This is a genomic window from Nocardia sp. NPDC004568 (assembly GCF_040609955.1).
Taxonomy (GTDB): domain Bacteria; phylum Actinomycetota; class Actinomycetes; order Mycobacteriales; family Mycobacteriaceae; genus Nocardia.
The window spans coordinates 21,924-36,763 of record NZ_JBEXLL010000028.1 but is presented as its reverse complement, the minus strand read 5'-3'; the positions used below and the strand labels follow the sequence as shown (position 1 = coordinate 36,763).

Genomic DNA, 14,840 nt, shown 5'->3' with positions numbered 1-14,840 from the left:
CGAAAGTGAAAGCCGACGCCGACAATGCCTTGAAAGAGGCGAATTCGGCCAAGTCGACCGCCGATGCGGAGCGGGAAGCGCTGGAGAACGCGGAAAACGCGCATACCGCGAATCAGAAGGGGCTGGATCAGGCCGAGGACGCCCTGCGGAAGGCGAACGCGGACGTTCTTCCGCTGCAAGCCAAGGTCGACGACCTCACCCGCCAGGCACTGGCCGATCCGGACAATGTCATTCTGCGAGATCAGTTGTCCCGGGCGCAGAACAAACTGGACGCGGCGCAAGACAAAGCAAAAGCAGCCGAGTCGGTACGTGACAAGGCCAAAGCAGATCTGGACCTGGCGGGCGACAAGTTCAACGAACTGAATGCCAAGCGGGGCGAACTCGACAGCGCGAAGACCTCGGCGGAGAAAGCCTTCGACAAAGCCGAAGCGGCAGCGAAGGCCGCGGGTAAGAGAGCCGACTACGTCGGAAAATACGGCCACGGCACCTTGGTCGCCCTCGGCTCGTATGCCTTCATGATGCTCAATGAACACGGCTGGCCCGGGACTTCCGACGGGTCCGGCGGGGAGCAGCCGGGTGCGGCGGTGAACAGGGTGCCCCTGATGTGGGACGGCTACCAACCCGCCGCGGCAGCGGGGGTGATGGGCACGCCACCGTTCGAGCAAGGCTCGTCTCCCCAGAAAGGGCAGGGTTTCCTGCTCCGCCCGGAGGGACTGAATCCCAGTATTGTCCGGTGGTTCGGTGGCCCTTCCGACTCGTTCGCGTATTCGCTGGTGGATACCCATGAGATGTTCGGCGATCTGAAGAAGAAGGAAGAACTGAAGGTCACACCGATTCCGGCGATGCCGACGACGGTGCAGACCCCCACTGGATTCAGCGCCAAGGGCGGCGCCACCTATACAGACTTATCGCGCTCGCTCGGCGAGGCGGGCAAGAAGCTGACCGACACGCAGCAGAGCGTGGTGAACGTACTGCCGACCGTGGAGGAGATCAGCCAGCGTGGCAAGGAGAATCTCGGGAAGCTCATCGTCGGTGTGAACAGGTTCATGGTGGAACGCCTGCAGACCGGCTCGGACAAGGAGGTTCTCGTCGTACTGGGCCAGGGATTCACCGAACTCGCCAACGAGATCCAGAATGCCGCGCAACAAAACCAGAATTTGGCCAATGGCATCCCGACCCCGGAGCAGGACGCGGCCGCGGCCCAGGACCTGGCCAACTCGGTCGGTGGTTATGCCAACCAGATGAACAACCCGGGCCTGACCCCCGACAGCTCCCAGATCGGCGTGAACAACCCCTGGGACCCGGGCAACCTCGGGACCAGCAGTGCCACTACTCCGGACACCTCGGCGCTGAACGATGCCACCGAGAGGTTCCGGGAGCAGGCCGAGAACCTGGCGGGTGCGGCGAACACCCCCTCGAATCTCAACCCCGCCCCCTTCGACCCGGGCGCTTCTCAACTCGGGTCCACCGGCGGTATGGGCAGCTTGATGGACATGATGTTGCCGTTGCAACTCATGGCCCAGCAAAGAGCCATGCGGGAGTCGGTGGACCCCGATATATCCGACCGGATGGATGATCTCGATCCGTCCCGTTTCGACCAGCCCGCCGTCCCGGCCATGCCGCAGGTGCAGCAGCCGGTGGGAACCACGCCGTGGTCGAATCAGGCGGCCGCCAACAATGCCGCCGCGACGCCGGCCCAGCCCGCCGCGCACCATCCGGCCGGTGCCCCCAATGGCGCCACTTCCACCCAGCCCGGCGCCTCGGTGCCGAAGCGAGTGCCCGGGGATGACGGTCTGGTGCCGTACGTGTTCCCGGAGGAGACCCAGCGCGTTCCGCTCGCTGTGGCGCTGGCGCTCGACAAGGCGTTCGCGAACAAGAGCGGTACCGATGCGCAGGCCGCGTATCAGGGAACCGCGGGGGCGTGGACGGATTCGAAGGATATCGGCCCCGCGGTCGATCCGTCCGCGCTGGCCACCGGCGATGTCGGCACGTGGATAATCCGGCAGCCGAAAAAGGAGTCGCAGCCGACGGAGCCGGTGCCCGCGCGGGCCGGCGGCGACGCGCAGATCCGGCCCGCCGCGATGGTCACGGTCGGTGGCGACACCGGAGAGAAGAAGAACGAGCCGGAAACCGGTTCGAGCGGGGACCCGGAATACCGGACCGCCATTCTGGTCGTGTTCGGAGAAGGCGAGACCGGCACCGTGAAAGCCGTGGTGAACGGGGAGCTTCAGCAGTACGAGGCGGAAATGTCGGATACTGAAGGGGACTTCGGCGAGTTCGCCGGGTTCAAGCACCCGAAGGGTGTGGAGGCCACCGGCGGTAAGGGCCAGGACAGCGAGACGATGGCGACATCCGGTGACCAGACCACGGCCGATATACCGTCGCTCACGATGCCGGTCTAGTGGGTGTGCAGCCACGGTGAGAGGAGATGAGACATGCCGGTGAATGTCGATCTCGGTGACCTCGTGTCCGTCGCGGGCCGGTCCGCCGACCTCGCGCGGATGACGGGAGCGGCGATGCCCCGCGAATGGGTGCTGCCCGCGGGGGCCGATCCCATCTCGGCGCAGGCGGTTCCGCAACTGAACGCGCAGGCGGCGGCGCTGTTCAACGCCACCATCGGCGTGCTGAACAAGATCCAGCGCGACGCCCATCGCATCGGTGCGGCGGCGACCGAGTACTCGACGGCCGATGACGAGGGCGCCCGCCTCGTCAACGCTTCGGGAGGAGAAATAGTCGCCAACCCGGTCCCGGCCGTGGAACCGGTGGGATTGCGGCGGGTACCGGATGGGCTGAGCAGTATGCCCGTGGTCACCGGAGATCCGCTGACTCTCGCCAAGCAGTTGCACAGTGGTCCGGGGCCGGAGCCCGCGCACCGCTTCGCCGATTCGGTACGGTTGTTCAACGCGAGCTCCCGGACGCAGGCGTCCGCCGATATGGATAGCGCGAGCTCGGTCCTGCAGAATTGGACGCCGGTGGGGACGGAGGTCGCCCAGCGATTCGTCACGTATCGCGGCTGGATGGACCATTTGGGGGACGCGATGGAGAAATTGGCGCAGGGCGCCGAGGACTACGGCAATGCCTTCTCCCGCGCCAAGGCGAAGCATCCCACGCCGGAGGAGATCCTGGCCGCGCGAAAGCGTATGCTGGCCGCGGCGCGGGCGAAGAACGAAGCCGCGCTCGCCGCCGCCACCGCGGAATACAACGAATTGAACGTGCGATCGGGCGAAGCCGCGGGGTCCTACGCGACGGAAACCGGCACCGGTATCGCGAATTCGTCGGAGGGTACGGCCGCCGCCGCGCAAACCGGTTCCGGCGGTTCCAGCGATTCGCTGTCCCAGATGCTGCCGATGCTGATGCAGATGATGCAGCTCGGAAACAACGGCCTGGGCCAGGCCGACGACATTTCCGACGACGACTGGTACGACGATTCCTTCGACGACTACGGTCTGGGGGATTACGCGATACCGTCGATGGGCAGCAGCCCCTCCGGCGGCTCGCCCTCGCTCTCGCCCTCGTTGCCCGGTAGCACGATTCCCAGCGTGTCGGATGTCCAGGCGCTCTCGGCGACGACTTCCATGCCATTGGCTGCCATGACCGGCGGCAGCAACGCCGGGTCTCCGGCCCGGTTGTCGCTGGGCGACGGAGGAGCGGGAGGTGCCGCCTCCGCTCGCGGTGCCACCGCCGGTGCTCCCATGATGCCTATGGGGGCGCCCATGGGCGGCGGGATGGGCGGGGCCGGCGGCGGTGGCGGTGGCGGCAACGAACGCAACCGCGTGGTCGCCTGGCATCCCGACCGGCTGATGTACGTCGATGACACCCCGCACACCGAACCCGTTATCGGGGAACGGCCCACCATCGCGCCGACGGTCACACAACCGACCCCGACGCCGGCCAATCAGGCCCCGACCCGCTCCGGAGGTAACGCATGAGTATCCACCCAGACGTGCAGGCCGCGCTGGACGCGGCCCGCGAACTACGGCATCGCATCGCCGATATGCGGGAGCGTATCGACGATGTGCGTGCCCGGCGGCCCTCGCCCAGCGGCACCGTCATCCCGGAGGTGGACGCGATGGGCCGACTCACCAGCCTGTACCTCGCGCCGGGCACTGCGGGCCGGTTCACCAGCGAGGAACTGACGGCCGAGATCATGGCCGCCATCCGGGAGAGCACCCGCGATGCGGCCCGGCAGTACCAGGCGATCATGGAGACCGTGATCACCGAGAACAGCGAGGTGGACGACGCGGCGGACAATCATGAGTCCGCCGGTGTCGCCGAGGCAGTGCGGTGACCGGTACCGAGGACACGGACGCGGCGGACGATTCGGTATCGGCCGCCGATGCCATCGGGTGGCTCCACGAGGAAGGCCTCACGCGGCTCGCCGCGCTGGGTTCCGGCGCGCCGAACCCGGCCGTCGCTTTCTCCGTCGATGTCGCCACCGGAATCGTCACCAAGTACCCGGCCGCCAACGGCGGTATCGGCGCCGATTCGAGCACGGTCGCCGCCGATGATCTGCCCGCCCCCTTGGACAGCTCCAATCGGCTGGTGGTCGTCGGTATCACCAGCACCGACCAGGTTCTGGTGGTCGATCTGGCCGGATCGCTGGTCATCGGGATCAACGGGGACCGCCCTGAATCGGCCGCGCGATCCTGGGTGATGCAGTTGCTGCTGAACCCGGAGATCACCGTGACCACCAACAGTGGTGATGTGGCGATCGGCAGCAGTCCGCGCTGCCGCAAGAGCTTCATACCCGGTGGTGGTGGTTCGATCGTCAGTGTGGACGACGGTAATCCACCGGTGACCACGATATCGATGAATTCCGATGTCGAAGGTTCCGACTACCTGGACCTGCTCGGCGACGGTACCGGTGAGATGTACCTGGGCGCGCGGGTATGGCCGCTGCGGCTGGTCATGACCATCGGCGACGCCGCGTGGTCGTCGCTGTCGAAAACTCTGGACCGGGCAGCCGGATAGATTCGCAGGAGAAGAAGATGAACGACGATTTCGACTACGACGATATCGACGACGATCAGGAGGATGCCTCGGCCACGACATCCGCGGCCGCTCCGCAGATACACGAGGTTTTCAACCCCGATCACACCGTCGGAGTGGCCTGCGACCGGGACGGTGAGATCGTCGGATTGCACATCACCGAGGATGCGCAGGAAAACGGCGACACCTGGCTGAGCGCGGAGATACTCAAGGTTGCCGGGCTCGCACACGCCAAATCACGCCTCGGTCTGCGGCGGGAGATGGAATCGAACGGCGCCCGCTCCTACACCGTCGACTCGTTCGGCCTACCGACCGAGGCCGCCTATCAGGCCATGGAAGACGAGGCCTTCGGCCTCCGCCCCGCCTGACCCGCGCACCGGACAGACAGGACACCACCATGGTGAACATCCTCTCCCTCGACTCGGTGAAGGCGATCGTCGGTGACGCCGCCGGGGCGCTCACAGTGATGACCGACGATATCGGTACCACCGTGGATTCGCTGGTCCTGCAGTCGAAAGCCGATTCGCCTCTGGACCGTGATATGACCGGCAAGCTGGATTGGATTCGCGATGTCTTCACCGCCGCGGCCGCCGATGTCGCGGAACAGTCCGGAATCACCGTCGAGGCCACCGGTCACGGCACGACCGTACTGTCGAATGCCGATATCGACGGCCAAACGACCGTGCGCTCCACCGCGGTGTGATCGGACACGATGGCGCCGGAGCAGACGAGCCCTTACTGGGACCGCATCGTCGGGGACCGTTGGCCGCAGATACCGCCGTCGGCCTGGCACGGCCTGGCCGACAATGCTCGTGAGGGTGCCGCGGCACTGAACCTGGTCGATGTGGAGCAGGCGCGGCGCGCGTTCGAACGGACGGTTCAGCAGTCGGTCGGTCTGGCGGAGATCCGGCGGGCGCTCGTAGCGCTGGAGGCGAATCCGCGGGCGTTCGCGACTGCTCTCTCCGCCGCGGCGGATACCTTCGATACCTTCGGTGAGGTGGTCCGGCGTACCCGCAACCAGATCCTCGACGTCGTCGCCGATGCCGCCGAGCGGATCGAGCAGGCCACGCGGGGCGACAACAACGACGACGGCGAGGAAGGCGACGCGGCCGAGGCCGAGGCCGACCGTCAGGCGACGGAAGCCATCCTGGACGATGCCCGGGGAGATGTGCGCGATATCGTCGCCGCCGCCCTCAATTCGCTGGGGCCGCAGGGTCTACCGCGGCTGGACGATATCGCCGAAGCTCTCGGGCAACCGGGGCCGTGGCGCAAGGGCGGGGGCATGCCCGGTGTCGCACCACGCAGGCCCGGCGCGCCCGGTCGGCACCACGACGTTCCGGGCCACCAGGGGCCGGGGTTCGAGCAGGGGCCTTGGGTTCCCGGCCACGACCGGCCCGTGCGGCCCGATCCGGTTGCCGGGCAGATACTCATCGATCTGATCGACGACCTGCTTCATCCGGCAGCGGACCCGACGGTCTTCGGGCCGCCACCGACGCCCGACGTGCCACCGCCGGTGGGCGTGGAAGACGGGCCGCCCGCGCTCACGGACCCGGCTGGGCAGACCGACAGCACCGGTCCGGCGCCGACGGTGGCCAACCCCTCTGCCGGGGGGCCCGGCGCCCCGCAGCCGGCGCAGCCGGTGGAGAACGCGGGACCGCCGGACGAAAACGCGGCGGACGGTGCGGAGACCGGCGTCGACACGGCCGCTGTCGACGAAACCTCCGAGTCCACTGAATCGTCGAGTTCCGGGACCGCCGGCGAACCGGACGAATCCACGCGGCCCGACCGGGAGATCTCGACCCACGGCAGCGCCGATACGCCGGATGCCTGGGGACTCGCCCGGCAGGCGGGTATGCACGTCACCCCCGGGTCCGACACCGAGAACGTGCCGCCCGGCGCCGCCCCGCCTGTTCTGCCGGCGGCGACGGGCGGTCCGGTCGCGGGGACGACCACGGCTACCGCGGCACCCGGCGCGAGTACCGCGGCTCCGGCGAGCGGTCCGGCGGTGAGCGGACCCGCCGCCCCCGCGGCGGTGACATCGGCACAGGCCGCCCGCGGCGCGGTGGGACCGATCGAATCCCAGCGTGGTGCGGGCGCCACCGGTAAGTCCCTTGCTTCCACGTCCCAGCCGGGGGTCACCGCAGCGCCCGGCGGGAAACAGCCGGTGCCGGTGCCGGACAGTGATCCGGGCGGCGGAAAGACACGGGGTCCGGGCGATTTCGTCCAGGATGCCGTCGGCGCCGCCATGATCTCGGCCGCCGCCCCGGCTTTCGTGGTCGGCGAACGCGTCGACGGGGACCTGGTTCTCGCGCGCACATTGCTGGGTGGGATCCGCGCGGCCACCGATTCCTGGGTCGTCGGTGTGGACTGGGCAGTGGCGATCATGCGCCACCCCAGCGGGGTCAGCGCATTCGTCACCTCGAACGAGGGGCGCGGCTGGTTGCCCGCTCGGCTCTATCTACCCACCGAAGTGTCGTTGCCCTGGCTGTGGGCCGTATCCGAGGGGACGGGGTGGGAAGGTACCGCGGACCCCGCCCGGATCCTGGTGGAGTTCGCGATCGCCTGGGGCGCGAAGTCCGGTTCGAAATTGTCCGCGCTGGCCTCGTCGCAGCCCATGGATCCCGGTCTCGGCGCGCGGCTCGGCAGCGTCGCGCTGGCCGGATCGGTAGCGGCTTCGGACACCATGGACCTGCGCAGGCCCGCCCCGGGCACACTGGATCGTCTGGGAGTCACATCCTCGCCCCGGTTGCTCGACCGGGCAGCCAAGGTCCTCGACCGGGATATCGCGCTCCGCTGTCTGGAATTGGCGGTCGACGCGCATATCCGGGTCCAGCGCGCGGAAATCGCGACGGTGGACACGATGGAGGCACCGGACATCAGGCTGCGGATTCTGCGCGCGCTACGCGACGGTCGCGATTTCGCCGACAGCTGGTGGGAGGAACTCCAGGATGTCGACGATCTGATCGCCGCGACCGTGCTCGGGCACCGTGCCGACACCAGCCGGATCGGGCTCGGCGAACTCCGCTCCGGGGCAGCGGATCTCGATCCGGACTCGGACCTGTCGATACTACGTGCCCTCACCTTCCAACGCCGCTGCAACGAGCTGGTTCTGCTCCTACCGGAGGAGAAGTCGCGCCAGACACTGCGCGACTCCATGTACGCGCACACCCAGGTGCTGGGGCATCCGCTGTTCGCGGCGCCGCCGGCGGCCGCACCGGCCCCGCGGCGGTCGACGGTCACCACCGGCGCCCACCGGTGAGACCGGCGCGGCCGCCCGCAATTTCTCCCCAAGGTTGGGAAGAATCGACAATGAGAGAATCGCTGTGGGAAAGGATTGATCGAGCATGCCGGAATGGTTGGACATCGACCCTGCGGTACTGCGTCAGCTGGCACTTCAGCACGATCAGGTAGCGGCGGAGACCCGGGAATGGGCTCAGCCGCCGTCCGAATGGCTCGCCAAATTCGAACCCACCTACGGCAAGATTGCCAATCCGGTCAAGGAAGCCCTGGAACGGTACTACGACGCTCGGCTACGCGCTGGCGAGGCCCTGGCCAGGGAACACGAGCAGACCGCCGCATCGCTACGTGAATCCGCGAATGCCTATGAGCGGACCGACGCGGAAGCCGCCGCGAGCGTGAACCGTTCCGGCGAGGACGTCGGCGGCCGGGGCGGAACCTTCGGCGATCCCGCCTCGGCCGGATTCGCCCCCACTTCGACAGGTCCGAACAGCCGGCTGGGCGCACCGGTGGTCACCGGTCCGGGCGCCGGTGCGGGCTTCGGCCCCTCGACTCCTCCGGGACAGATGGATCCGGCGGCCGCAGCGAACGGGGCCGGACAGGGCCCGAGCGGTGCCCCGCCCGGACAGGCCCAGAACGGCGTGGTTTCCGGTGGCGCCACCGCCACGCCCGGCGCGGCGCCGCCCGCCGAGCACACTGCGGGGACCGGTACCACACCGGGCGCCGGCGCTCCGGCGGGTACCGGAACGGTTCCGCCCGGTGGCGCGCTGGTCGGCGGGCCCCTCGGCTCCGGTACCGCCGACGACCGCGGTACGACCAGTCCACCCAGCGGCGCAAACGCGCAGGACGGGACCGCTGTCCCGGTGGTCGGGGCTCCGACACCCTTCAACTCGGCGGTGGCCTCGGCGAAGGACAAGGAAGCCGAGCCCGCCTACATCGTCGGCGATGCGGTGAACGAGGACCTTCTCATCGCCAGGACCCTGCTCGGGGCGGTTCTCGCCGCTACCGAGGAGGCAGTCGGAATAACCTGGGCGGTGGCGGTATTGCGCGGTCCCGCCGGTGCGGGACTGTTCATCACCTCGAATGAGGGCCGGGGCTGGCTGCCGGCCGGTCTCTTCCTGCCGCGTCAGGTGTCGACGCCGTGGCTGTGGGACGAACTGCTCGGTGCCGACGGTGAGGTCGCCGCACCGTGGGAGGGGATTTCGGACCCGGCACGCACGCTGGTCGAATTCGGCCGGGCGTGGGGCGCGAAGGCCAATGCTGTGCTTTCCGCGATCGCCTCCTCCGGTCCGATCGACCCCGGCCTGCGGAGCCGGCTGAGCGAGGTCGCCATGCAGGGCCTCGTCGAGCCCGGCGCCGATCTCGATCTCCGGGTGCTCACACCCGATACCACTGATCGGCTCGGTCTCACCGGTTCCGTGCCCGCGCTGGAATCGGTGGCGGCGGTACCGGACGCCCAGGTCCACCGGCGGTGTGTGGAACTCGCGCTGGACGCCCACGCCCAGGTCGGCCGCACCGTATCGCAGCATTTCGACAGCTCCGGCTCGCGTGCGATCCGGGATCGGATCCTGGCGAAGGTGGAAGTCCGCGAAGAAGTCCCCGCGTCCTGGTGGGAGGAACTCCGCGACGCGGACGACCTCTTGGCCGCGGCGATGGTTTCGCAGCGGCTCGATGTGACCCGGGTCGATCTCGGTGCCATCCGCGTGGACGACGAAGTGAGCGCCCTGCGGGCCATGGTGTGGGATCGGCGCTGCAACGAGCTGGTGGCACTACTGGCGGCGGAGCCGAACCGGCAGGTTCTGCGCGACGCGGTCTACGCGCATCAGGAGATCCTCGGTCACCCCTCGTTCGTGGCCACGCCGGCGACGGTGGCGACGGGCGCCGACGAACAGGTGGTTCGACCGGCCGCCGGTGGGTCCGGGGTTTCGGCTCCGGCGGAACAGGCCGGTGCACCCACGGAGTCGGCGGCACCGAGCGCCGGCGGTCCGCCGTCCGGTGCTGTCGTCGCTCCGGAGGCCGGGGGGCCGCCGCAAGGTGCGCTGCCGCCGTCGGTGACACAGCCACCCGAGTCGCGGGGCGCCTCGTCCTGATTCCTCGATGGCAGATCTCCCGTTGGTTCTACGTGGGAAGAGTCTGCCTGCGGAAATACCGAACCGTGGACGCGACCGGAGCTCGGGCTGTATTCGGTGTGAGCTGACCGGAGCGCTGACGATTTGCCGGGTGACATCAACCGCGGGCATTGCCGGTCGGCCGACCGGCTGATCCCTCCGGGGCGGGGGTCCCTGCGCGTCCGTTCGCGAGGAGCGAGCTCGACGGCCGCCGAGAGACCAGGGGTCGATACGTGGGAGCACCTGCCCGGCCGGCGCGTTCGATTTCCGGCCCGGCTCCGGAGCGGGACCGATTGTTGTCGGCAGCGCATGGCATTTTCACCGGGCCGGGTCGAGCCGTCGACACGGAGGCATCTGAACGAGCCGGAGAGACCCCCGGATTGCCGGGGGAATCAGCTACGCCCTAGCTAGGTCCTAGACCTGTTTGCTGGGAGATGTCGGACCGTACGGAATATTGTTCTGGGGGTCGGTCGAGCCAGGGGCCGCCGGTGCGTTCTCGCCTGGTGCGGGGGCCGCCCCGGTGGGCGGTGCGGCGACCGTCGGATCGGAGGCCGGGCCGGGGGCCGGGGGAGCGGGCCGACTCTCGACCTCGTCCTCGTCTTCTCCCTCCTCGTCTTTCTTCTGGCCGAGGAGTTCGGGGAGCTGGCCGAGCATGGGCATGAGAGCCATCGGCAGCATGGCCAGCATCGGCAGCATGGACCCGAGGCCGTTCGCCCCGGCTGCGCCGGCGGCACCGGTGCCGCCGGCGCCGGACCCGCCCGAACCGGATCCGCCACCGCCGCCGGCGGCGCCGACGTTCACATCCTGCGCGGCCGTGACCACCTCGTTCACCTTCACCACCGCGGCCGCGATATGGTCCATCACCGCGGCTGCTTCACTCGAACTGAGCTTCTTCGGAGCCACGGTCAGCAGGGCGGCGTTCAGGTCGCTCTCGATATGCAGGATCTTCAGCAGCGTCTGCGCCTGTTCGGCGGCGACCATCTGCGAGGTTCCGTCCACCTGCGCATCCATATCGACCAGCGAGTCCTGCCGCGCGCTCGCGGAGACCACCTGCTGTTTGTACAACTCGACGCCCTTGCCCGAGCCCGGCATGTCCGCTGCCTGGACCTTGATCGGCATGATGCCGCCACGCGGCGGGGGTGGCGGGTCGGACCGGCCGAACCCGAGCACATCCACCGATTTCTGCATCGCGTCTTCGGCATCGGCGATGAGTTTGTTGACGATATCGTTCGTTTCGGAGTCCGCTTTCATCCGGACCAGTTCTACCGTGTGCAGCGGCTTCGCCGGACCGGCCCGTTCGGAGACCAATGAACCGCCCTCGGCGGCCGGACCGTCGGCGCTCGTCGCGACGGGTTTTCCGGTAACCGGGTCCGTCTTGCTCATCAAGGTGGTCGGGCGGTCGTCCGGGCTGCCGGGAACCGGCTGGCCGGGGCGTGGGTCACCCGGCCGGGGGCTGCCGGACGGCTGCCCATCATCCGGTTCCGTTCCGGGGGTGTCGATATCCGCGTCTGCCGTCGCTGTATCCATCCGCTGTCGTCGCCTCCCGTGATGTCTTCTTCATTGTGTTGTCTTCCTAGAGATGGGAATAGGAGGAATGCCGTTCATCGGTGTGTTGTCGCATAGTCGAACGGACAACAAAGGCTTGATTGCCGAGGAATTGCCCGGGGTGCTGGGGCAGAGAGGTAAGTCGGTGCGATGAGCGATGGCGAGCTGATCGTATGCCGGCACTGACCGATGATGTGCACGGTGTGTTGCGCGAGCTGCTGGGGTTGTACGGGGCCGGACAGCCGTCCGAGCGCGCGTCCACCATGCTCGCGCAAACCATGGCGGCGGACCTGTCCAGGCTGTCCGGCGGGGGTGCCCGCGGCTACGGTGACGCGCTGGGAATCCAGCGTACGGTGCTCGACACTCAGTACGGCCGGGACGGCGTCGTCACGACGACGGTCGGCGAGTCGGGAGCCGGAACGCTCAACGGGCGCGGGATATTGAGCAGTCAGATCTCCGACCTCCAAACGAGAATCCAGGCCATCACCACCATTGCCGACACCCGATTCAGCGGGCCGGCCCTACTCGATTCGGCTCAACAGACCATCACAAACGCGACCAGGCAGGTGAACGCCGATATCGACGCGGCACGCAGACAGGCGGCTCAGATAATGCCGCCGGTGGCGCTCGCCGAGCGCAACCGAAAAGCGGCGTCCCCGCCCCGGAAAAGGCGGCGACGGCGACCCCGCATGGTGTCCGGGCAACAGGTCGCGAATCAGCCAGCCCGCCGCGGTATACGTCGGAATTGGGACAAGACCCGAGGTGGGCGGGCCGCGCAGGCCGCCGACGGCGCGCTCGGCCTGCCCTACATCTGGGGTGGTGGCGGCGCGGGCGGGCCCAGCGGGGGCGGTTTCGACTGCTCCGGGCTAACCCAGTACGCCATCGCGCAAGCCACGAACGGCGAGGTCGTCCTCCCGCGGACCACCTACGATCAAATCTACGCCGGTGAACGAATCGATACCAGCAAGGAGCCGGTGCGGGCCGGGGATCTGGTGTTCCCGGCGTCGTCGTTCAGCTCCCGCGGTCCTGAACATGTTCAGCTCGCCGCCGGCAACGGTATGGTGATCGAGGCGCCCTATTCGGGTGCAACGGTCACCTATTCGCCCATGCCGGCCAGTGCTGTCGTGGTACGAGTCGTCTGAGCGGAACTCTCGCCTTTGGCTATCGAGATACCACACGAAGTGGCGATGTTCCTGAACTTCATCGGGGTCCCGTATCCGGATATCAACGAGGACCAGGTTCGGGAGCTGGCCGGTCACGTCCGTACCTTCGCCGACGAGGTAGCCGGGACCCACGATGCGGCGACCGGCGCGATCACCGAGATGGGATCGGTGTATCAGGGGCAGTCGTATCGCGCGCTGGTGGCGTCCTGGGCGAGCTTGAGTTCGTCACATATGGAGAGGCTGGACGAGTTGTGCCGGGCAGTGGCCCAGGCGCTGGAGATCGCGGCCGAGGTGATCACCGTGGTGAAGGTCGTGGTACTGACCGAGCTCGCGGTGCTGGCCGCCGCCTACGCCGGGGCGATGGCGGCCACCGTGGTGACGTCGGGGGCCTCTGTGGCGCTGAGTCAGTCCATTTCACTCGCGGCCCGGCGCCTGATCAAGGCCATGGAGGAGATGCTCATCGGCTACATCGTGGCCGAGGTACTCGGTAAGGCCATCGAGCCGCTGGAGGATGCGGTCGCGGACATGATCAACGGCGTGGTCTACAACACCGCGGCCGACCTGCTGGGCGTCGACCCCGGCAAAAAAGATGTCGTGTACATAGATCCCGATGAGGTCCGCCGCTACGCCCAAGTCCTCGACGATCACGCCGACGACATCATGAAGCACGCGGAGAAGTTCGCCACCGGTGTCGCGGCACTCGACTTCACGACGCCGGTCGGTCTCCCCGGTGTGAGTGCTCCGGTGACCCAGTCGGCCGGACCCGCGAGCTCCCCGGTCGTCGGTGTACCGGATCGGCAGCCCGCTCCGCAGGAAAGTGCTGCGACGCCGCAGAACTGGACACCCGGGACCACGGCCGGTGCGGCGCCGGACCAGGCGGTCGGAGCGCCTGCCGATCACCGGTCCCCGGCGGAAACCACACCGCAGAGTGCGCCGGGCTCATCCGCGGGCGGTCAGAGCGGTGGCCCGGACACGAGCGCTGCCACCGGACCGGGGCAGGCGGCCGGGGACGCGCGGATCGCGGGTCGCACCGACGAGAGTCCGGCGGTCGACACGCAATCGGCGCAGGCCCGGGGGGAACGCCCGGCGGTCGTGGGCGGCCAGGAACCGGATGCTGCGCGGCTGTCGACGGGGTCCGCGAACGATACGGTGGGCGCGATGCTGGACGGAGCGGGGGGGTCGGCCGAGCAATCGCCGTCACAGGGTGGCGGTTCGGGTGGTGCGGATTCGGCCCGTGACGCGGAAGCCACGAGTGTCCAGCCCGGCCGAGTCGGTGATCCGAGCGGGAGTGCTCCGACCGGAAGCGGCGGTGCCCCCGCCAGCCCATGGAATCGTCAGACAGCCACTCCGGGCGGAGCGCCCGCCGGCTCCGGGAACACCGCACCCGGTGGACGCGGTCGCCGCCGCGCGGCCGACGGTGACAAGCCGGGCCGTACCGCGGGCGGTCGACGGCGTCGGTCTGCCCTGCAGAACCCGTGGTCGGCGCGACCGGCCGCGGCGTCCGCACCGGCGCGTACGCCGTGGGGTAAACCGTCCGAGCCCGCGGTTTCCGCAGTGGCGGCGGAGGGGGAGGCGCCACCGCCCGTGGTGTCGGCCGACGGGAACGGAAAGGGCGGCACCGAAGGGAAGGGCGGCACCGAAGGGAAGGGCGGCGCCGCACGGGAATCGGCGGACCGAGCGCACCGGCCGGAGGCCGCGGCGCCGGTGGTGTCCGCGCCGGTTCCCGTGGACGAGGGTCCGCCGCCGCGCGGGTGATCAGCTCGGCACGGCTTCGTGCCGCCCGGGCCGAGGGTTCCCC

General features: G+C 68.7%; 11 protein-coding genes. 10 read left to right on the top strand and 1 reads right to left on the bottom strand.

All coding sequences use genetic code 11. The features are described from left to right. Positions 1-5: 5 nt before the first annotated feature. The 8 genes from ABZV91_RS15235 (at position 6) to ABZV91_RS15200 (ending at position 10,316) form a co-directional block, all read left to right on the top strand. Positions 6-2,402, top strand: coding sequence for a hypothetical protein (locus ABZV91_RS15235; RefSeq protein ID WP_355241090.1), 2,397 nt, complete (start codon positions 6-8; stop codon positions 2,400-2,402). A gap of 33 nt (positions 2,403-2,435) precedes the next feature. Beyond that, entirely contained in the window at positions 2,436-3,929 is a 1,494-nt protein-coding gene (locus ABZV91_RS15230; protein ID WP_355241087.1) for a PPE domain-containing protein, read from the top strand. After that, positions 3,926-4,288 carry a YbaB/EbfC family nucleoid-associated protein gene (locus ABZV91_RS15225; protein WP_355241084.1) on the top strand — a complete coding sequence of 121 codons (363 nt, stop codon included), beginning with the start codon at positions 3,926-3,928 and terminating at the stop codon, positions 4,286-4,288. Before ABZV91_RS15230 ends, ABZV91_RS15225 begins: the two co-directional genes overlap by 4 nt. Further along, on the top strand, positions 4,285-4,971 hold the full coding sequence (locus ABZV91_RS15220; RefSeq protein ID WP_355241081.1) for a hypothetical protein: 687 nt from the start codon (positions 4,285-4,287) through the stop codon (positions 4,969-4,971). Before ABZV91_RS15225 ends, ABZV91_RS15220 begins: the two co-directional genes overlap by 4 nt. A 17-nt stretch (positions 4,972-4,988) precedes the next feature. Next, entirely contained in the window at positions 4,989-5,357 is a 369-nt protein-coding gene (locus ABZV91_RS15215) for a hypothetical protein (RefSeq protein ID WP_355241078.1), read from the top strand. 29 nt (positions 5,358-5,386) lie between these two features. Continuing rightward, positions 5,387-5,692 carry a hypothetical protein gene (locus ABZV91_RS15210; RefSeq protein WP_355241075.1) on the top strand — a complete coding sequence of 102 codons (306 nt, stop codon included), beginning with the start codon at positions 5,387-5,389 and terminating at the stop codon, positions 5,690-5,692. Positions 5,693-5,701: 9 nt separating this feature from the next. Beyond that, positions 5,702-8,248 (top strand): hypothetical protein, encoded by a 2,547-nt coding sequence (locus ABZV91_RS15205; RefSeq protein WP_355241072.1) that lies wholly within the window; start codon positions 5,702-5,704, stop codon positions 8,246-8,248. 85 nt (positions 8,249-8,333) lie between these two features. Further along, the gene (locus ABZV91_RS15200) at positions 8,334-10,316 is read left to right on the top strand and encodes a type VII secretion target (RefSeq protein WP_355241069.1); all 1,983 of its coding nucleotides are present in this window, start codon (positions 8,334-8,336) and stop codon (positions 10,314-10,316) included. A gap of 432 nt (positions 10,317-10,748) precedes the next feature. On the opposite strand, the gene ABZV91_RS15195 is transcribed toward ABZV91_RS15200, so the two are convergent. Further along, entirely contained in the window at positions 10,749-11,717 is a 969-nt protein-coding gene (locus ABZV91_RS15195) for a hypothetical protein (protein ID WP_355241066.1), read from the bottom strand. Between the two features lie 335 nt (positions 11,718-12,052). Between ABZV91_RS15195 and ABZV91_RS15190 the strand changes: the two genes are divergently transcribed. Continuing rightward, entirely contained in the window at positions 12,053-13,021 is a 969-nt protein-coding gene (locus tag ABZV91_RS15190) for an NlpC/P60 family protein (protein WP_355241063.1), read from the top strand. Positions 13,022-13,036: 15 nt separating this feature from the next. Further along, positions 13,037-14,797, top strand: coding sequence for a hypothetical protein (locus ABZV91_RS15185; protein ID WP_355241060.1), 1,761 nt, complete (start codon positions 13,037-13,039; stop codon positions 14,795-14,797). Positions 14,798-14,840 lie beyond the last annotated feature (43 nt).